We start from the raw sequence: 18,964 nt of genomic DNA, 5'->3' as shown, positions 1-18,964 counted from the left end.
CGGCGCCTGACCGGGCGCGGACACCGGCGGCTTGATCCCCGGCCCCCATCGACCGGCAGTCCGGTCAGGGGCTCCTGTCGTGCGCCCGTTTCGGATCGAGTCCCAGACGAATTCGATGACGGAAGTTCACGACCGTGCCGAACCGCACCTCTTCCCGCACTCCCGCGCGCCCGGCCGCCGTCGGCCCGCGCCCTTCCCGCGCCGGCCTCCTCGGCGGCCCCGCACCCATCCTGACCTCGGCCGTGCTGTGGGGCACCACCGGGACCGCGAGCACCCTGGCACCGGCCGGCGCACCGGCGGCCGCCATCGGCTGCGCCGGCCTCGCCCTCGGCGGCATACTGCTGTTCCTCACCTCCCGGGGCGCCCGTTCCCTGCCCGCCGCCTGCACGGGGCGCGAGCGGTGGCTGCTCGTCCTGGGGGCGCTCGCGGTGGCCGGGTATCCGGTCACCTTCTACCCGGCCGTGGCCCGGACCGGGGTGGCGGCGACCACCGTGATCGCGCTGGGCAGCGCGCCGGTCTTCGCCGGACTCCTGTCCTGGGCCACCGGACGGTTCCGGCCGACCGCACGCTGGACCGGCGCGACCGCGACCGCCGTGCTCGGCTGCACCCTCCTGGTGCTGGGCCCCGAGCTCACCGGCCATGCCACGCCGATGGACCCGACCGGCGTCGTACTCGCCGCCTGCGCCGGACTGTCGTACGCCGCCTACTCACTGATCGGCGGCACGCTCATCACGGACGGACACCCTTCCGGCGCGGTGATGGGCGTGCTGTTCGGCGCGGCCGGGCTGCTCGTCCTGCCGCTCGTGCCGCTGGTCGACACGCACTGGCTCACCACCACCCGAGGCGTGGCCGTGGCGGTGTACCTCGCCCTGTTCACCGTCTACCTCGCCTACCGGCTCTTCGGGTACGGGCTGCGCCGCACTCCCGCGTCGGCGGCCACGTCACTGACCCTCGCCGAGCCGGCCGTCGCAGCGGTCCTGGGCGCCACCGTCCTCGACGAACACCTCCCGGCCGCCTCCTGGTGCGGCCTCACCGTCCTCGGCCTGGGCCTGGCCCTCCTGACCCTCCCCACCCGCCGGACCCGATAGCCACGCGGAACGTGCCGTAGGCCCCGACCGGCGAACGGCCGGGGCCGGGCGGTGAGCGGTGAGCGGTTCCTCGGGGTCGTAGACGGGGCTAGAGGTTCTCGAAGGCGTCTTCACCGGGCCGCCAGACCATCCAGGCGTGATCGTCGAATCCGTTGAGCATCGCGATCTCCGGGCCGACGAGTTCGCTCTCGGTGGGGTGCGACTGGATGGAGCCGGTCGTGAAGTCAACCCTGATCCCGATGCCGGTCTTCTCGTGCGTGGCGGTCACATCCTGGGCGATGAGCCCCTGCAGCGCGTCGGCCCAGCCGGTCTCCGTCGGCGAGAACCGTTGCCCGGACAGCGTGACGGTAGGCAGCACATCGCACGTGAGTACGGGACTGTCGTCGCTCGAGGGCGCCTGGAATCGTAGCCGGACGTAGTCCATGACGAATTCCACCGAGTACAGCTGGAAGCCGACGAGGCGGCCAAGCAGGGAGTTCAGCTCATATGCCACGGCGGGGAGTCTAGGTCCGGCCCTGGTTCGAGACTGATCAGCGGTGTCCGGTTCAGTTCCGGCTCACGCCCTGCGCCAAGCGTTGAGCAGTTCCTCGGGGCCGTACGCCGCCTGAAGGCCGGAAGCACGGACCCCGCTGCGGGAGACCGCCACGAGCGGCACCGGCTCGTCGGTGACCGCCGCCCGGTGCTTCTGCAGTGCGGCCAGGTCATGGCTGTCGAACGCGGAGTTCTCCAGCCACTTGACCGAGCCGAGAAAGAGCAACTGCTTGGCCACCGGCTGCCGGTCGGCGCCCACCAAGTCGATCTCCACGTCGTTGCCGCGGGTCCAGTACCCGCCGACCGCCGGGGCGGCGGGCAGGCGCCCGTCCGGCAGGAGGCGGGCGAGGGATTCCCGGACGAGGGGCTCGATCGCGCGGCCACGCCAGCTCGTCCACTGCTCCTTGATCCGGCTCAGGGTGAGGTCTCCCCGCATCCGCTCGATCTCCGCCATGTGCGGATCCAGGAACGCCAGCCAGAAGCGCAGGTAGGGGTCGGCCACCCGGTAGCGGCGTTCCTTCGACGGCCTCAGCGAGAGCGGCAGCTCGGCGGCCACGACCCTTTTCCCGGTCAGGACGTCAGTTGCTCGGGTGAGAGTGGTGTGGGCGATGCCGCCCGCCGCGCGAGCGATGTTGGTGAAGGTCCGCTCCCCGGATCCGATGGCCCGCAGGACCTCCCTGCTCATCGCCTGCGGTGGAAACTCAGCGGCCAGTGAGCGTTCGGCGGACACCAGCAGAGCCGAGATCGGGTTGTCCAGCGAGTCACGGAGGAACTCCCAGACATCCGCTCCGGCCCGCCACTCCGCGCAGATCAGCGGAAGACCACCCGTGATCAGAGCGGCGTCGAACGCGGCCGCCGGGGACAGGCCGAGCATCTCCCCGATGTCGGCCGGGTTCAGGGGCCCCACGATCATTTCCCGGCCACGCTGGTGGAAGGGACGGTCGTAGCTGTTCAGCGCCTCCATCATCGACAGGTCGGATCCGACCAGGAGGAGCAGGACCGGCTTGCGGCTGAGCAGGCGGTCCCATGCCCGCTGGAGCATGCCCTCGAAGGCGTCGACGCGGTCCATGAGATACGGAACCTCGTCGATGACGACGACGCTGGGAGTGTCGTCGGGAACGATCTCCGCGAGCAGCCTGAGTGCTGCGTTCCACTGCCCCGGGGTCTCCTCCGCGAACAGTCCCCGCTCCGGCAGGGTTGATCTGGCGACGGCGTCGAGCAGCTCCGACAGTTCGTCCTCCACCGCGCCGCCCGCCGCGGTGAAGAAGAGGTACGGCGCCTCGGTCCGCCGAAGAAATTCCTCGACGAGGCTGGACTTGCCGACCCGACGCCTTCCCCGCATGAGGACGCACTGGCCCGGTTTCGCCGACCCGACGGCATCCTGAACCGACCGGAAGGCGTTGCCGAGCACGTTCAGCTCGCGGTCCCGCCCGATGAAACGACGCATGCAAGCCTCCCGATGGAGATACTATCGACAGAGATACTATTGCCATCGATACCCTTGCGCTCCGCGCGCAGGGACCGGAACTGAGACGGCGTACAACGTCGAAGGGCCCCACTGTGAACGGTGGGGCCCTTCGACATCGTGCCCGGTTCGTCCGGGGGTTCTGGAGCCTGCGGCCCTGCGGTGTGGCTGTGGCGGCAGGGCTCCTGAACGGTGCTGGACGGAAGTGAATGCAACCAGAACTGCAACCACGCTCCGCCTATTTGCCGCTCTCTGGGCCGTACCACTGGAGAGCCTGGCCGGTCACTGCCGCGATGCAGGCGAAGTCGTGGTCGCGGTGCAGGAGGGTGAGCCCTTGCAGTTCGGCCGTCGCGGCGACGACGAGATCCACCGCACCCGCACTGCGATGTCTTCCCTGTTTGGTGAGGGTTTCCTGGACCTGCCAGGCGCGGTCGTATGCGCGGTCGTCGACGGGAACCCAACCGAAGATCAGTCGCATGTCCTCGATGCCGCGCGCCCTGTCGGCGGCCGACCGGGCGCTGTAGAAGAACTCAAGTTCTGTGATCGGGCAGGTGGCGATGAGCCCGGCGGCTGCCGCCTGGTCCCAGCCGTACTGCTCCGCGTCCTCGCGCATGAACCGGGCGAGCGCGCTGGTGTCGATCAGGAACTGGGCCGCGTTCACCGGCGGTAGTTCCCCTTGTTCTCGAACAGCTCCAGATCGAATGCGCCGTCCCCGGCCGCCGCCCGTAGCCGGGCGAGAGCCAGGGCTCGACGCCGGCTTTCCAGCACCTCGCGAAGAGCGGTGTTGACTGTCTCCTTCTTGGTGCTCGTCCCGAGGGCTTTGGCCACGTCCGCGACCAAGTCGTCGTCCAGGTCGATGACCGTCCGACTCACGAGTGCCTCCCTGATATCAAATGTGGGGCTAAGTATATCTCACGAGGTGCCCGCAGGGCGCGTCGGATGTCGATGACATGACTTGGCTGTGCGGCAGCAAGGTCTGGATGATCGGGCTGTGACCCAAATCTTCGTCTGGGGGCTCGGCGAGGGTCGGGGGCGTTCTGGCCTGCGGTGGAGCGGATTGTTCAGTGACGTCCGGACGCAACTGGACGTGGGTGAATGAGACCAGAACTGAGACCACGAGGTGACGGGCGGGCGGCTCGCGCCGTTCGGTGGGCGCTGCATCCCCAGACCGAATTCCTACTTGTTTGATAATGTCGGTGCCATGAGCGAGATTCCGTACAGCGTCGGCGAGGGGCCGGCCACCAGGGTCAGCCTCTCCCTCCCTGAGGGGACGGCGGAGGCGATCCGTCGACGGGTCGGGAAGCGTGAGTTCTCCGCGTTCATCACCGAAGCGGTGGAGCGCGAGTTGCGCGGTCAGATCGTGGATGAGTACCTGGCCGACTACGAACGTCGTCAGGGGCCGATCTCCGAGCAGGAGCAGGAGCGGGCGCGCCGTGTCTTCGACGAGGTGTTCGCCGAGGAGGGGCAGTGGCCCGCCGCAAGCTGAGTCACGAAGGCACCCTCGTTCTCGACTGCGAGGGTCTGTCGAAGTTCGTCAGTGATCACGAGCCCGTCGTCGCCCTCGTCGCCGAAGCCCGCAAGCGGGGCATGGAGGTGGTCATCAGCGCACTCACCATCATCGAAGCGGTGCATCGCCGGACCGACAAGGCGCGGCTCGCATGGGTCCTGTCCGGCGTGCGGATCGTGCACATCGGCGACGAGGAGGCCAGGGCCGCCTCAGCCGTGCTGGTCAACGCCGGGCTGCATGGTCACAAGTACGCCATCGACGCTGCCGTGGCCGAGGCGGCGCTGCGGCAGCGTCGCCCGGTCGTCATGCTCACCTCGGACATCGACGACATGACGAAGCTCTGCGGCGACGGAGTGCGCCTCGTCGCCGTGTAGTCGACGTCCAAGACCTGAACGCCGGGACCCGAGGCCGAGCGTGGCGGGGCCGGCGGGCCAGTCGGTGGCACCCAGGGCCGTGAACGTCTGGCGGTGCGTGGGGCGCGATGCCCGAAGCGACGTGCCGAACTTGGCTCGGCGCGGCCAGTTGCTCGCGTTGTCCATCTGGGGGCCCCTGGAACACCCGCTGTGGACAAAATCCAGGACAACGGGAGCTGAGGACAACGTCGAAGGGCCCCACCGCGAACGGTGGGGCCCTTCGACATCGTGCCCGGTGAGGCACTGGCGGAGGATACGAGATTCGAACTCGTGAGGGGTTGCCCCCAACACGCTTTCCAAGCGTGCGCCCTAGGCCTCTAGGCGAATCCTCCGCCGGAAACATTACATGACCGAGGGGAGTGCTCGCGAACTCGTTCCCGCAGGCCGGCATCGGGTACTCTGTGCGGAGCCCCTCACGCGGCGCTATCTGACTGAACTCCCCCAGGGCCGGAAGGCAGCAAGGGTAGGTTGGCTCTGGCGGGTGCGTGGGGGGCGCTTGCGTTGCTGGGGCGGAGACCGGCGGGCTGCCGGAGCTCGGGCGGGGACCGTTGTCGGTGGGCGCCTATAACCTCGTAAGCGTGTCGTCTCTCGCGCTGTACCGCCGCTACCGACCGGAGTCCTTCACCGAGGTCATCGGGCAGGAGCATGTCACCGACCCGCTGCAGCAGGCGCTGCGGAACAACCGGGTCAATCACGCGTACCTGTTCAGCGGTCCGCGCGGCTGTGGCAAGACGACCAGCGCGCGGATCCTGGCCCGCTGCCTGAACTGCGAGAAGGGGCCGACGCCGACCCCGTGCGGGGAGTGCCAGTCGTGCCGTGACCTGGCGAGGAACGGGCCGGGGTCGATCGACGTCATCGAGATCGACGCCGCTTCGCACGGTGGTGTCGACGATGCCCGTGAGCTGCGCGAGAAGGCCTTCTTCGGGCCCGCGAGCAGCCGGTACAAGATCTACATCATCGACGAGGCCCACATGGTCACCCCGGCCGGGTTCAACGCCCTGCTGAAAGTCGTCGAGGAGCCCCCGGAGCATCTGAAGTTCATCTTCGCCACCACCGAGCCCGAGAAGGTCATCGGGACGATCCGGTCGCGGACCCACCACTATCCGTTCCGGCTCGTGCCGCCCGGGACACTCCGGGACTACCTCGCCGAGGTGTGCGGGAAGGAGAACATCCCGGTCGCGGACGGTGTCCTCCCGCTCGTCGTACGGGCCGGCGCGGGCTCCGTGCGTGACTCCATGTCCGTCATGGACCAGCTGCTCGCCGGCGCGGGGGAGGAGGGTGTGACGTATGCCATGTCCACCTCGCTGCTCGGGTACACCGACGGCTCGCTGCTCGACTCCGTGGTCGAGGCCTTCGCCACCGGGGACGGCGCCGCCGCCTTCGAGGTCGTCGACCGGGTCATCGAGGGCGGCAACGACCCCCGGAGGTTCGTCGCCGACCTGCTGGAGCGGCTGCGGGACCTGGTGATCCTCGCCGCGGTTCCGGACGCCTTGGAGAAGGGGCTCATCGACGCCCCCGCCGACGTTTTGGAGCGGATGCAGGCCCAGGCCGGCACCTTCGGCGCCGCCGAGCTCAGCCGCGCCGCCGACCTCGTCAACGACGGCCTGACCGAGATGCGGGGGGCCAACTCGCCGCGCCTCCAGCTCGAGCTGATCTGCGCGCGCGTGCTGCTGCCCGCCGCTTACGGCGACGAGCGCTCCGTCATGGCCCGCCTCGACCGTCTGGAGCGGGGGGTCAACTTCTCCGCGGGGCCTGCGGGCGCGCCCGCCGTGGGGTACGTCCCCGGTCCCGACGCGCATGCCCCCGCGGGCGGTGACGGTGACGGTGGCGGCGGTGTGCAGGTGCCGCCCGGTGGTGGGGCCGCGGCGGCCCGCGCCGCCGTGCGCGGTTCCGGGGGGAGCGGCGCGCCTGCCGCCGCCGCTCCCGGTCCCGCTCCCGCTCCCTCCCCTGCGCCCGCGCCCCCCGCCCCACCGCAGGCCCCCGAACGCACCCCGGCACCTGCTGCTCCGGCGACCCCGACCGCTCCGGCCCCCGGCGCCTGGCCGACCGCCGCGCCCGCCGGCGGCGGCCGGCGGCCCGGCGGCTGGCCCACGGCGGCCCCGGCGGGCGGCGGACAGCCGTCCACACCCACGGCACCCCCTTCCACGGCCCCGGCAGCCCCGGCACCCGCCCAGCCCGCGCCACCCGCCCAGCCCGCACCCGCGCCGCAGGCCCCCGCCGCCACCGGTGGCCTCGACCCGCGCATGCTCTGGCCGAACATCCTGGAGACGGTCAAGAACCGCCGCCGCTTCACCTGGATCCTGCTGAGCCAGAACGCCCAGGTCGTCGGCTTCGACGGCACCACCTTGCAACTCGGCTTCGTCAACGCCGGTGCCCGCGACAACTTCGCGAGCAGCGGCAGCGAGGACGTGCTGCGGCAGGCGCTGGCCGAGCAGTTCAACGTGCAGTGGAAGATCGAGGCCGTCGTCGACCCCTCGGGCGGGACCGGCGGCTCCGCACCCCCGCCCGTCGGTGGGTCCGGGGGCTCCGGTTCCTCCGGTCCTTCTGGATACGGCGGCGCCGGCGGTGCCGGTGGTGGTGGCTACGGCGGCCCCGGCCCCGCGACCCCACAGCGCCCGGCCGCTCCCCAGCCGAGCCAGGCCGCCCCGCAGGGCCGGCCCTCGGCTCCGGCGGACTCTCCGGCCCCCGCATCCCGGCCGACGCCCGCCCCGGCGCCGACCCCGGTCTCCCCCGAGGACGACATTCCCGAGGACGACGATCCCGACCTCGACGAGTCCGCCCTGTCCGGGCACGAGCTCATCGTGAGGGAGCTGGGGGCGACGGTGGTGGAGGAGTTCTCCAACGAGTAGGACGAGCGGGAACGAGTAGGAGGAACCTACTACCGCCCCGCCCCCCGGCTCTCATGGGGAACGCCAGATAGGCTGACCCCGTGAAGGTCCTCGTCATCGGAAGCGGCGCCCGCGAACACGCCCTGTGCCGCTCCCTGTCCCTCGACCCCGACGTCACCGCGCTGTACTGCGCCCCCGGCAACGCCGGCATCGCCGAGGTCGCCGAGCTGCGCCAGGTCGACGCGCTCGACGGCAAGGCCGTGTCCGCGCTGGCCACCGAGCTGGGCGCCGACCTGGTGGTGGTGGGCCCGGAGGCCCCGCTGGTCGCCGGGGTCGCCGACGCCGTGCGCGAGGCGGGCGTTCCGGTGTTCGGCCCCTCGCGGGAGGCCGCGCAGCTGGAGGGGTCCAAGGCCTTCGCGAAGGACGTGATGGCGGCGGGCGGCGTACCGACCGCCCGCTCGTACGTGTGCACGAGCGCCGACGAGGTCGCCGAGGCCCTCGACGCCTTCGGCGCCCCGTACGTGGTCAAGGACGACGGGCTGGCCGCCGGCAAGGGCGTCGTGGTCACCTCCGACCTCGACGCGGCGAAGGCCCACGCGGCCGGGTGCGAGCGCGTCGTCATCGAGGAGTTCCTCGACGGCCCGGAGGTCTCGCTCTTCGCGATCACCGACGGCCGGACGGTGGTCCCGCTCCAGCCCGCCCAGGACTTCAAGCGGGCGCTGGACGGCGACGAGGGCCCGAACACCGGCGGCATGGGCGCGTACTCCCCGCTGCCCTGGGCCGACCCGAAGCTGGTCGAGGAGGTGCTGCAGACCGTCCTGCAGCCGACCGTCGACGAGATGCGCCGCCGGGGCACGCCGTTTTCCGGCCTTCTCTACGCCGGTCTCGCGATCACCGGCCGGGGCGTACGGGTCATCGAGTTCAACGCCCGCTTCGGCGACCCGGAGACCCAGGTCGTGCTGGCCCGTCTGAAGACCCCGCTGGCCGGAGTCCTGCTCGCCGCCGCGAACGGCACCCTGACCGACCTGGAGCCGCTGCGCTGGAGCGACGAAGCGGCCGTCACCGTGGTCGTGGCCTCGCACAACTACCCCGGCACCCCGCGCACCGGCGACCCGATCACCGGCCTCGACGAGGTGGCGGCCGTGGACGCCCCGCACGCCTACGTCCTGCACGCCGGCACCAGGCGAGACGGCGACGACGTCCTGAGCGCGGGCGGACGCGTGCTGTCCGTCACCGCCACCGGCAAGGACCTCACCGAGGCGCGCGACCGGGCGTACACCGCCGTCGCCCGGATCCGTCTCGACGGCTCCCAGCACCGTACGGACATCGCGGCGAAGGCGGCTCTGGACGCGGCGGGCGCGTAAAGCCGCCGGTCGCAAGCGCCTTGTGGACACCCGGGCCCCGGATGCGAATCCGGGGCCCGATCGTTGCTGTGCGTCATCCACCTCTGACCAAGCCCATTCCATCGAGTGGCCGATGCCCCATCCGGCTGACGGGGGCGCAGGCCCCAACTAGGGTGCGGCGCAAGCGTTCCGGCACTTGGCCCACCGGCATTGCGATGTCAGTCGTGGGTGCCACAGTGGGGGAGTGACCAACGCCAGGACAGCGCGAGGACAGCACGGAGGGGGTGAGGTCCGGTCGTGACCGGTATGGGTGTGGAGGCGGGCGCACAGGCCGCGCGTTCCCGGGCCCTCGCCGTGCTGCGGGTGCGCGGCCGGGCACTGGCCGTCGCCGTACTGCCCGCGGCGGTCGCCGTGATCCTGCTGGCGGGCGGTTCCAGCGGCCATCTCGTCGGCCGCGGCTGGGACGTCGCACGCTGGGTCGTGGGCGTGCTGGCGCTGGTGGTGCTGCTGACCGCCGTGGGCATCGGCCTGGTCGTCGCCCGCGCCCGGCCCGCGGTGACGCCCACGGTGCCGATCGCCGAGCACTCCGCGCCGGACCTGTACCGCATGGTGCGCGACCTCGCCGACCGCCTCGACGTGCCCGTGCCGTCCGCGATAGCGCTCACCCCGGACTGCGACAGCTGGCTGGAGGACCGTACGCACCCGGCCCACGGCCCGCCGCCGCGCGAGTCCGGCGACGAGATAGCGGGGCCGGGGCGGCGCCATCGCCGTACGCCCGCCGCGCCCGTCCTCGTCATCGGCTCCCCGTTCCTGTGGTGGATGCGGGTCGGTGAGCTACGGGCGGTCCTCGCCCCCGTCGTCGCCGGTACGGGACCCTCCGCGCACCCGGACATAGCGGCGGCCCGGCGCTTCGTACGGGGGCTGGACGCGGCGGTGGCCGTCGCCTCGACGCCCGGTCGCTGCCCGCTGACCCGGGGAGTGTGCGCGGGCCTCGGCTGGGTGGCCCGGCTGCTGCTGCGGGGCTGCCGGGAGCACGCGGCCCTGATGGAGCGCGGGGTCGCGGCCGCGGCCGCCGAGCGTGCACAGGCTGTGGACTACGGGCTGCGGATCGTCGCCCAGGAGCAGGTGGGGCTGGCGTACGCGGGCTGGGACCGGCTGCTGACCCGGGTCGCGCTGCCCGCCTGGCGGATGGGCCGCTGGCCGTCCCGGCTGGACGCGGGCGTCGTCGCGGCGCTCACCGAACTGTCCCGGCGCGACCGGCTGGCCGAGGGCTTCGCCTCCCGGCTGGGCGAGCGTCCCGCCTGCGATCTGCTGGAGGAGCCCGGCGCGGTGGACGAGGCCGCCTCCCTGCTCGCCGCCCGCCTCTTCCACGGCGGCCCCGCCGAGCCCTGCCCGCAGTGGTCCCCGGTCGACTGGCAGGAGTACCCGGAGGAGGTCGTCGACCGCACCTGGCGCACCGACGCGGCCCGGCTCCACCGGGTCCTTGACTCCCTGGGCGTCCGCCCCGCCCCGGCCACTCCCACAGCGCCCTACGGCCCGACCCTGTCCCGGGTACTGGACCACCTCGCGTCCGCGCCGGTCGCCGACGCCGCGCAGGCCGACCCGGGCGAGCAGCGGCCCCCGTGTACCGAGGCCGCCGCCGAATTCGGCCAGGAGCCCGCCGACGCCGACCCCCTGAACGAGCGCGGCGCGATGCTCGCCGCCAGGCTCAGCGCCGAGGTCGCCCGCGAGGAGGCCACCGGGTCGGGCCCGTCGGCCGCGGCCGGTCCGGGCGCCGCGGGCCAGAGCCCCGCCACCGCCCTCTGGGACGACGGCGCGCTCCCCCTGTTCCCGCTCCAGCCCCCGCGCGCCGACCGCGACCTGCTCGCCGATCACGTCACGGCCATGGTGTGCTGCGCCGCGGTGGACACGGCCGGCGCGAGCCCGGGGATGGACTGGCTCGACGGCCCGTTGCTTCTCGTCAACGGCGAAAGAGCCGCCGACCTCTCCTCCCGGGTGCTGAGCCTGATAGAGGAGGGGGATCCGGCCCCGCTGCGGGCCTGGCTGGTGGAGTCGGGCATACGTCCGGAGAAACCGGTACGCCTCGTCTGAGACCGGACGTCCCGACGACCGCTGTACCGGAGCAGGGACTTCCAGTTCAGGTCAATTCGCAACGAATAGTGACCGTACGCGTGCTGAATGTGATGTGCTGGGACCGACCACGCGCATGGCAAGCGCATACGACATACGACACGCACACGAGCGCCGCACACGTACAAGCCGCACACGTACAAGTCGCACAGACGAGATCACGGGGGCACGAGGGAGGGGAGCGGCCATGGCCTCGGACCACATCCGCCGCTGGGAGTCGGGAGCACTCGCGCACGCCGTCACGGACCCCTTCGGGCAGGGCCCGGTCCCGTGGCTGCGGGGCAGCGAGACGTACTTCGACGACACCGGACACGTCGTCCCCTGGTACGTGGACACCACCCAGCAGCACACACGGACGACCCGCACCGGCCGGGACACCCCGCGCGTCCCGGCCCCCCGCAGCTCCGGCGGCGGACCGCGCTCGGCCGACGACGTGCACCGCCAGATCAAGGGCTTCACCTCCACCGGAGCGGTCGCTCCCGGCGAGGCCGTCGACTTCCACATCACGGTCGACCCGCCCCAGCAGTTCAGCGTGGACATCTACCGCATCGGCCACTACGGCGGCGACGGCGCGGCGAAGATCACCACCAGCCCCCGCCTCTCCGGCATCGTCCAGTCCCCGCCGCTGACCGCCGACCGCACGGTCTCCTGCCACCACTGGTGGCTCTCCTGGCGGCTGCAGGTCCCGTCGTACTGGACGATCGGCGCGTACGTCGCGGTGCTCACCACGGCCGACGGCTACCGCTCCCACGTGCCGTTCACCGTCCGGGACAACCACCCGGCGGACCTGCTCCTGCTGCTGCCCGACATCACCTGGCAGGCCTACAACCTCTACCCGGAGGACGGCCACACCGGCGCCAGCCTCTACCACGCCTGGGACGAGAAGGGCCTCCTGCTCGGCGAGGCCGACGCGGCGACGACCGTCTCCTTCGACCGTCCCTACGCGGGCGCGGGCCTGCCCCTGCACGTCGGGCACGCCTACGATTTCATCCGCTGGGCCGAACGCTACGGCTACGACATCGCCTACGCCGACGCCCGCGACCTGCACGCCGGCCGGGTCGACCCCACCCGCTACCGGGGTCTGGTCTTCCCCGGCCACGACGAGTACTGGTCGACGCAGATGCGCCGCACGACGGAGCTGGCCCGGGAGAACGGCACCTCCCTGGTCTTCCTCTCCGCCAACACCATGTACTGGCAGGTCGAACTCGGCCCGTCCCCCTCCGGCGTCCCCGACCGGCTGCTGACCTGCCGCAAACGCAAGGGTCCGGGCAAGCCCGTGCTCTGGCGCGAGATCGACCGCCCCGAGCAGCAGCTGGTCGGCATCCAGTACGCGGGCCGGGTCCCCGAGCCGCATCCCCTGGTCGTGCGCAACGCCAAGCACTGGCTGTGGGAGGCGACGGGCGCACACGAGGGCGACGAGATCGCGGGCATGGTCGCCGGCGAGGCCGACCGCTACTTCCCGCGCACCCCGCTCCCCGAGCACGAGGAGCGCATCCTGCTCTCCCACTCCCCGTACACCGACAGCGAAGGCGTCCAGCGCCACCAGGAGACCTCCCTCTACCGCGCCCCCTCCGGCGCCCTGGTGTTCGCCGCCGGCACCTTCGCCTGGTCCCCGGCCCTGGACCGCCCCGGCCACACGGACCCCCGCATCCAGCGCGCCACCGCCAATCTGCTGGACCGTATCTGCAAGCGCGACTGACCCGCCGTCCTCGGCCCCTGTCCCGATACGGGACAATCAAGCCATAGGACAGAACCACGGGGAGGAACCGTGTCCGGATTCGTCGAAAAGCCCGAACCGATCCAGGTTCCGGGTCTGGTGCATCTGCACACCGGCAAGGTGCGCGAGCTGTACCAGAACGAGGCGGGGGACCTCGTGATGGTCGCCAGCGACCGCATGTCCGCCTACGACTGGGTGCTGCCGACCGAGATCCCCGACAAGGGACGGGTCCTCACCCAGCTCTCCCTGTGGTGGTTCGACCAGCTGCGCGACCTGGTCCCCAACCATGTGATCAGCACCGAGCTGCCCGCCGGCGCCCCCGCCGACTGGCAGGGCCGCACCCTGGTCTGCAAGTCCCTGAAGATGCTCCCGGTCGAGTGCGTGGCCCGCGGCTACCTCACCGGCTCCGGCCTCGCCGAGTACCGGGAGTCCCGTACGGTCTGCGGCCTCGCCCTCCCCGAAGGCCTCGTCGACGGCTCCGAGCTGCCCGCCCCGATCTTCACCCCGGCCACCAAGGCCGAGGTGGGCGAGCACGACGAGAACGTCTCCTATGAGGAGGTCGCCCGCCAGGTCGGCGCCGACACCGCCGTCCGGCTGCGCCAGGCCACCCTGGCCGTCTACACCCGCGGCCGGGACATCGCCCGCGACCGGGGGATCATCCTGGCCGACACCAAGTTCGAGTTCGGCTTCGACGGCGACACGCTCGTCCTCGCCGACGAGGTCCTCACCCCGGACTCCTCCCGCTTCTGGCCGGCCGACCAGTGGCAGCCGGGCCGCGCGCAGCCCTCGTACGACAAGCAGTTCGTCCGTGACTGGCTGACCTCCGCCGAGTCCGGCTGGGACCGCCACAGCGAGCAGCCCCCGCCCGCGCTGCCGCAGCGGATCGTGGAGGCGACCCGGGCGAAGTACGTGGAGGCGTACGAGCGTCTGACAGGCGTCAGCTGGTCGTAAGGCGGGAAGCAGCGCTCGAAGGGGCGCACGAAGAAGCCCCCCGGTGGAAACCGGGGGGCTTGATCAGAGCGGACGACGAGGCTCGAACTCGCGACCTCAACCTTGGCAAGGTTGCGCTCTACCAACTGAGCTACGTCCGCAGTGCGCCGTGGCGCGAGAGCAACTATACCCAACCTCGCTCCCGGGCGAGACGCACAGCCGTATGCCTGTTCTCCGCCCCGAGCTTCGTCGCGGCCGAGGAGAGGTAGTTCCGCACCGTCCCCGGCGACAGCGCGGCCCGCTCGGCGATCTCCGCGACCGGCGCCCCGTCGGCGGCCAGCTCCAGTACCTCCGCCTCCCGCGCGGTCAGCGGAGAGTCCCCGGCGGAGATCGCGTCGGCGGCCAACTCCGGGTCGACATAGCGGTTTCCGGCGTGCACGGTGCGGATGATCTCCGCGAGCCGCTGCGCACTGACCGTCTTCGGAACGAACCCGCGCACACCCGCCGCGAGGGCCCTTTTCAGATGCCCGGGCCGCCCGTGACCGGTGACGATCAGCACCTGGCAGCCGGGCAGTTCGGCGCGCAGGGCTGTGGCGACCTTCACACCGTCGGCGCCCGGCATCTGAAGATCCAGGACCGCCACATCGGGTGCGTGGGCCCGCGCCATCGCCAGTGCCTCGGGGCCGGTGGCCGCCTCCGCGACGACCAGGAGGTCGTCCTCCAGCGCGAGCAGCGCGGCCAGCGCACCCCGGATCAGATGCTCGTCGTCGGCCAGCAGCAGGCGCACCGGAGCCGGAGTACTCATGACGCGACCTCACTCACACCGGCCGCACCGGTCACACGCGCCAACGGCACCTCCGCGACCAACCGGAACCCGTCCGCCCCGACCGGCCCCGCCTCCAGCGTCCCCTCGACCGCCGCCAGCCGTTCCCGCAGCCCGGCGAGCCCCGAACCGCCGCTCCCGCCGGGGTCTCCGCTCCCGCCGGGGTCTCCGCTCCCGCCGGGGCCGACGACCCCGTCGTTCTCGACCGTCAGCACCACAGACCCCTCCCGTACCCGCAGCCCCACCGTGCACCGCCCCGCGTCCCCGTGCCGCAGCACATTCGTCGTCGCCTCCCGCACCACCCAGCCGAGCGCGGACTGCACCCCGGCGGGCAGCCCCTCGGCGCCCCCGGTGACCTCGCAGTCGATCCCGGCCGCCGCCAACACACCCTGGGCACCGAGGAGTTCCACGCCGAGATCGGCCTCCCGGTAGCCCCGTACGACCTCCCGCACCTCCCGCTGGGACTCCTGCGCGATGCGCTGCACCTCGATCATCTGCTCCACCGCCTCCGGCCGCCCGCGCCGGGACAGCTGCACGGCCAGTTCGCTCTTCAGCGAGATGACGGACAGGTTCCGCCCCAGGACGTCGTGCAGGTCCCGCCCGAACCGCAGCCGCTCCTCGGCGACCGCGAGCCGGGCCCGGGTCTCGCGGGCGGCGTCGAGTTCGTAGACGCAGTCGAGCAGCCAGACGGAGAAGAGGAAGGTGGTGGCGAGGGAGCAGGCGCCGATGAGCACCACGAACGTCATGACCACCACTTCGGCGAAGGGCGCACCGAACGGGAACGACGTCGCGCTCGCGCCCAACACGGATCCGAACACGGCCGCGAACACGCGCCGCCGCCTGCGCACGCCCAGCGCCAGGGTGCCCGCGCCGAAGGTGAGGACGCCCGCGAAGACAGTGCCGGCGACGGTGTCCATGCCCGGTCCCCCGGGCCCGTACTTCTTCAGTCCGAGAGCGACGCTCGCGCATACGTAGGTGAGAACGGCGAGCGCCCACAACAGCCGTACCGGCCGGCCGCGCCGCCCGCGCGTCCAGTCCAGTGCCCGGGAGGCGGTCACGCAGCCGGTCACCGCGTGGACGGTGACCATGGCCGTCAGCCAGCCCGCGACGCCCGCGTGCACCTGCCCGAACACCGGCAGCCCGATCGCCGCGACCTCGATCACGCCGAAGAGGTGGAACGACCAGCGGGTGTAGGTCTCGACCTTCTCCGGCGTGCTCTTGCGCCGCCACCAGCCGGCGGGCCTGCCCGTGTCCGCGGTGTCCCGCATGTCCTGCCCCCCGTAGGTCAGCGCCGCGGTTCCCAGCGGAACCACCGCCCTACAGCAAACACCGCCACCACGGTCCAGGCCAGCGCGGTCGCCAGGGCGCCCAGCACCTCGTACGCGCTCAGCTCGCCGGTCCAGCCGGCGCGGACCAGCCGGATCGCCGGGGACAGCGGGAGGAGTTCGCAGACGGAGGCGAGGCGGTCGGGCAGGATCTCCGTGGGGATCGCCATGCCCGAGCCCATCATGGAGACCAACACCAGCGGCAGCGCGGTCACCTGGGCGCTCTCGGCGGTCCTGGTGAAGGAGGCGGTGAGGGCCGCGAGCGCGGCGGACAGCACCAGGCCCAGCAGCAGCCCCAGGACGGTCAGATACGGGGCCTTGGGCGCCCCGGTGTCCAGCAGGGCCGTGCAGGCCGCGGCCAGCAGCAGCGACTGGGCGAGGCCGAGGCCGACCGCGGGCAGCGCGGTGCCGGTGAGGATCTCGGCGTCGCCGAGTTCGCCGGTGCGCAGCCGTTTGAGGACCAGTTCCTCGCGGCGGGCGACGAAGGCGCTCACCAGGGAGGTGTACACGGCGAAGAGGAAGGAGAAGCCGACCGCGGCGGTCAGCATCACCGCGCCGGCGGTCAGCCCCTCGGCCTTGAGGTCCATCTGGCGGATCGCCGGCCGCACGCTGAACGGCAGCGCGAGCGGCACGAGCAGCGCGGTGGTCACCGCCCCGCGGTTGCGGCCGAGCAGGGCGAGTTCGGCGCGGGCCAGCGCACGCAGCCGCCGGGCGACGGGAGTGAGGGCCAGGCTGCTCATGCCATCGCCTCCTGCTCCCGCTCCCGCGCGATCCCCAGGAAAGCCTCCTCCAGCGAGGCCGACCGCACGTCCAGCCGGCGCAGTTCCACTCCGGCCCGCTCGGCCCACACCAGCAGTCCGGTGGCCGTGCGCTGGAGTTCACGCGTGCGCAGTTCTACGGCCCTGCCGGTCACCCGGTGTCCGCACACCCCCAGTTCGGCGAGCGGGGGCAGGTCCCCGAGGAAGTAGCCCTCGGGCAGGTCGAAGGAGATCCGCGAGGGCCGGCCGGCGGTCACCTCGGCGGGGGTCCCGGCGGCCGCGACGCGCCCCTCGTGCAGGATCGCGAGCCGGTCGGCGAGGCCCTCGGCCTCCTCCAGGTAGTGGGTGGTCAGCAGCACGGTGGTGCCGGCGTCGCGCAGTGCCCGTACCAACTCCCAGGTGTCCCGGCGTCCTTCGACGTCCAGGCCGGTCGTCGGCTCGTCCAGGAACAGGACTTCCGGCTCGCCGATCAGGGCCAGCGCGAGGTCCAGCCGCCGCCGTTCACCCCCGGACAACTGCTTCACCCGCACCCCGGCCTTCCCGGCCAGCCCGACCAGGCCCAGTGCCTGCCCCTCGGGCCGGGCCCCGGTCGTGCACCCCGCCCACATCCGCGCGGTCTCGGCGACCGTCAGTTCGGAGGGGAAACCGCCCTCCTGGAGCATCACGCCGGTGCGCGGGCGTACGGCGGCCCGCTCCAGGTAGGGGTCGTGGCCGAGCACACGCACCCGGCCCCCGGCCGGCGCCGCGAGCCCCTCCAGGAGTTCGACCGTGGAGGTCTTGCCCGCGCCGTTGGTGCCGAGCAGGGCGAAAACCTCCCCGCGGGCCACGGAGAAACTGATTCCGCGCACCGCCTCGAACCCGTCCCCGTACACGCGTCGGAGGTCGCTCACCTCGATCACGTGCTCGCGTTCGCCGCTGTCCATAAGGCCCATGCGGTCTTTGTGGTCCATGTGGTCCATGGATTCAGCGTCCCGGCGGCCGGGGCCCGGCAGCAGTGCGCGGTGTCATCACTCGGCATGACAAATGTCAGGCGGACGCTCGATGTCCGGGAACGAAAAAACCCCGGTCATCGTGACCGGGGCTTCTCTGGAGCGGACGACGAGGCTCGAACTCGCGACCTCAACCTTGGCAAGGTTGCGCTCTACCAACTGAGCTACGTCCGCACTGCTTCCGACCGGCTCCCACCGATCGGTGCGAGCACCAGCCTACCTGATCCACAAGCTGATCAGGACCGGCGGTGCAGAGCGGGTGACAGGAATTGCACACTGCGCCTTCCCCCTGGAAGGGGGATGTTCTACTACTGAACTACACCCGCGTGTACTCCGTGGGCTCCGGCCTTTCGACCTTGCCCCTCGGCGTGCTCCAGACATTAGCTGATCGGCAGGGGGGTTGCGCAAGTCGGTTCTCCCCGGAGGCCGCCGCCCGCGCAACTCGGCTGCTCCCAGGGCCCGCTGACGGACCCTGGGAGCCACCCCTCGCGGGCGTCACTGTGCCGCGCTGAACGCCTCGTAGACCTTCTTGGGGATGCGGCCGCGCGCGGGTACGTCCATCTTGTTCGCCTGGGCCCAGGCGCGGACCGCCGCGGGGTCGGGGGCGACCTCCGTCTGGCGGTATGCCCGGCCCGACTTCGACCGCTTGCGGCCGGCCGTCACGTAGGGCTCAAGAGCCTTACGCAGTTTCTTGGCATTGACCTGGTTCAGGTCGATCTCGTACGACTTGCCGTCGAGTCCGAAGGCGATCGTTTCCGCCGCTTCCGAGCCGTCGATGTCGTCAAAGAGAGTGACCACGACCTTCTGCGCCACGAATATCGGTCCCTTCGTGCGACACCTCGCCGGGGATGACGTGCCTGGACGCCCGGAAGATGTCGACTGTCCGCCTGTTATTGGGCAAAGTATCGACTATTACCAATTCATTTGTACAGTGCCCGGCATTGCAAAGTGAAGCCCGACTAAATCCGTCCGCGTGTCCGAGCGCAATAGGGGTTGCGGGTGGAACCCGGAACTTTCCCAGAATTTTTCGCGCTGGTCGCCGTCCGACACCGGATCGTGACAGCCCTCACGTAGGTTCCTACAACTCTACCCGCGTAGAAATTTTGTGCGGGTAGTC

Annotated in this window: 17 protein-coding genes, 4 tRNA genes and 1 other RNA gene; 9 read left to right on the top strand and 13 right to left on the bottom strand. The window is 71.6% G+C overall.

From position 1 onward, the window contains the following. The first annotated feature begins 134 nt into the window (after nucleotides 1-134). Nucleotides 135-1,088 (top strand): EamA family transporter, encoded by a 954-nt coding sequence (locus tag ACH45E_RS08245; RefSeq protein ID WP_361441700.1) that lies wholly within the window; start codon nucleotides 135-137, stop codon nucleotides 1,086-1,088. An 88-nt stretch (nucleotides 1,089-1,176) separates the two neighbouring features. Here the strand turns inward: ACH45E_RS08245 and ACH45E_RS08240 are convergent, their stop codons facing one another. The 4 genes from ACH45E_RS08240 to ACH45E_RS08225 all read right to left on the bottom strand — a co-directional run bounded on the left by ACH45E_RS08240 (nucleotide 1,177) and on the right by ACH45E_RS08225 (nucleotide 3,957). Then, nucleotides 1,177-1,581 (bottom strand): hypothetical protein, encoded by a 405-nt coding sequence (locus ACH45E_RS08240; RefSeq protein WP_361441697.1) that lies wholly within the window; start codon nucleotides 1,579-1,581, stop codon nucleotides 1,177-1,179. 63 nt (nucleotides 1,582-1,644) lie between these two features. Further along, on the bottom strand, nucleotides 1,645-3,066 hold the full coding sequence (locus ACH45E_RS08235; RefSeq protein WP_361441694.1) for a DUF234 domain-containing protein: 1,422 nt from the start codon (nucleotides 3,064-3,066) through the stop codon (nucleotides 1,645-1,647). 256 nt (nucleotides 3,067-3,322) lie between these two features. Further along, entirely contained in the window at nucleotides 3,323-3,745 is a 423-nt protein-coding gene (locus ACH45E_RS08230; protein ID WP_361441691.1) for a PIN domain nuclease, read from the bottom strand. After that, nucleotides 3,742-3,957, bottom strand: a complete 216-nt coding sequence (locus ACH45E_RS08225; protein WP_053752751.1) for a type II toxin-antitoxin system VapB family antitoxin — start codon at nucleotides 3,955-3,957, stop codon at nucleotides 3,742-3,744. Before ACH45E_RS08225 ends, ACH45E_RS08230 begins: the two co-directional genes overlap by 4 nt. A 328-nt stretch (nucleotides 3,958-4,285) precedes the next feature. Here ACH45E_RS08225 and ACH45E_RS08220 point away from each other — a divergent pair, with 328 nt between their 5' ends. Beyond that, a complete protein-coding gene (locus ACH45E_RS08220; RefSeq protein WP_361441687.1) occupies nucleotides 4,286-4,570 on the top strand; it encodes a hypothetical protein in 285 nt (94 codons plus the stop codon). After that, nucleotides 4,552-4,965 (top strand): DNA-binding protein, encoded by a 414-nt coding sequence (locus ACH45E_RS08215; protein WP_361441684.1) that lies wholly within the window; start codon nucleotides 4,552-4,554, stop codon nucleotides 4,963-4,965. Before ACH45E_RS08220 ends, ACH45E_RS08215 begins: the two co-directional genes overlap by 19 nt. 283 nt (nucleotides 4,966-5,248) lie before the next feature. Here ACH45E_RS08215 and ACH45E_RS08210 read toward each other — a convergent pair. Then, nucleotides 5,249-5,336 (bottom strand) — tRNA-Ser (locus ACH45E_RS08210). 72 nt (nucleotides 5,337-5,408) lie between these two features. Here ACH45E_RS08210 and ffs point away from each other — a divergent pair. From ffs to ACH45E_RS08180, 6 genes are all read left to right on the top strand, one after another. Beyond that, nucleotides 5,409-5,507: signal recognition particle sRNA small type (ffs, locus tag ACH45E_RS08205), an RNA gene on the top strand. A 75-nt stretch (nucleotides 5,508-5,582) separates the two neighbouring features. Beyond that, a complete protein-coding gene (locus tag ACH45E_RS08200; RefSeq protein ID WP_361441681.1) occupies nucleotides 5,583-7,853 on the top strand; it encodes a DNA polymerase III subunit gamma and tau in 2,271 nt (756 codons plus the stop codon). 80 nt (nucleotides 7,854-7,933) lie between these two features. Then, the gene (purD, locus tag ACH45E_RS08195; protein WP_361441678.1) at nucleotides 7,934-9,196 is read left to right on the top strand and encodes a phosphoribosylamine--glycine ligase; all 1,263 of its coding nucleotides are present in this window, start codon (nucleotides 7,934-7,936) and stop codon (nucleotides 9,194-9,196) included. 285 nt (nucleotides 9,197-9,481) lie between these two features. Then, on the top strand, nucleotides 9,482-11,266 hold the full coding sequence (locus tag ACH45E_RS08190) for a hypothetical protein (protein ID WP_361442578.1): 1,785 nt from the start codon (nucleotides 9,482-9,484) through the stop codon (nucleotides 11,264-11,266). A gap of 226 nt (nucleotides 11,267-11,492) precedes the next feature. Continuing rightward, nucleotides 11,493-13,004 carry a N,N-dimethylformamidase beta subunit family domain-containing protein gene (locus ACH45E_RS08185; RefSeq protein ID WP_361441675.1) on the top strand — a complete coding sequence of 504 codons (1,512 nt, stop codon included), beginning with the start codon at nucleotides 11,493-11,495 and terminating at the stop codon, nucleotides 13,002-13,004. Between the two features lie 69 nt (nucleotides 13,005-13,073). After that, nucleotides 13,074-13,973: a phosphoribosylaminoimidazolesuccinocarboxamide synthase gene (locus ACH45E_RS08180; protein WP_361441672.1), complete on the top strand. Its 900-nt coding sequence runs from the start codon at nucleotides 13,074-13,076 to the stop codon at nucleotides 13,971-13,973. A 67-nt stretch (nucleotides 13,974-14,040) separates the two neighbouring features. Here ACH45E_RS08180 and ACH45E_RS08175 read toward each other — a convergent pair. The 8 genes from ACH45E_RS08175 to ACH45E_RS08140 all read right to left on the bottom strand — a co-directional run bounded on the left by ACH45E_RS08175 (nucleotide 14,041) and on the right by ACH45E_RS08140 (nucleotide 18,660). Further along, nucleotides 14,041-14,113, bottom strand: a tRNA-Gly gene (locus ACH45E_RS08175). Nucleotides 14,114-14,136: 23 nt separating this feature from the next. Next, entirely contained in the window at nucleotides 14,137-14,757 is a 621-nt protein-coding gene (locus ACH45E_RS08170) for a response regulator transcription factor (protein ID WP_361441669.1), read from the bottom strand. Further along, nucleotides 14,754-16,079, bottom strand: coding sequence for a sensor histidine kinase (locus ACH45E_RS08165; RefSeq protein ID WP_399040461.1), 1,326 nt, complete (start codon nucleotides 16,077-16,079; stop codon nucleotides 14,754-14,756). The genes ACH45E_RS08170 and ACH45E_RS08165 overlap by 4 nt, the downstream gene beginning before the upstream one ends. Then, entirely contained in the window at nucleotides 16,061-16,840 is a 780-nt protein-coding gene (locus ACH45E_RS08160; protein ID WP_361441666.1) for an ABC transporter permease, read from the bottom strand. Before ACH45E_RS08160 ends, ACH45E_RS08165 begins: the two co-directional genes overlap by 19 nt. Continuing rightward, nucleotides 16,837-17,781, bottom strand: coding sequence for an ABC transporter ATP-binding protein (locus ACH45E_RS08155; protein WP_361442572.1), 945 nt, complete (start codon nucleotides 17,779-17,781; stop codon nucleotides 16,837-16,839). The genes ACH45E_RS08160 and ACH45E_RS08155 overlap by 4 nt, the downstream gene beginning before the upstream one ends. A 164-nt stretch (nucleotides 17,782-17,945) precedes the next feature. After that, a tRNA-Gly gene (locus ACH45E_RS08150) sits at nucleotides 17,946-18,021 on the bottom strand. Nucleotides 18,022-18,101: 80 nt separating this feature from the next. Continuing rightward, a tRNA-Gly gene (locus ACH45E_RS08145) sits at nucleotides 18,102-18,173 on the bottom strand. Nucleotides 18,174-18,342: 169 nt separating this feature from the next. Beyond that, nucleotides 18,343-18,660 carry an Lsr2 family protein gene (locus ACH45E_RS08140; RefSeq protein WP_361441663.1) on the bottom strand — a complete coding sequence of 106 codons (318 nt, stop codon included), beginning with the start codon at nucleotides 18,658-18,660 and terminating at the stop codon, nucleotides 18,343-18,345. Nucleotides 18,661-18,964 lie beyond the last annotated feature (304 nt).

Origin of the sequence: Streptomyces sp. NPDC020299 (assembly GCF_044387825.1) — a bacterium.
Taxonomy (GTDB): domain Bacteria; phylum Actinomycetota; class Actinomycetes; order Streptomycetales; family Streptomycetaceae; genus Streptomyces.
The sequence above is the reverse complement of the archived record's forward strand: the minus strand, read 5'-3'. Positions and strand labels throughout refer to the sequence as shown.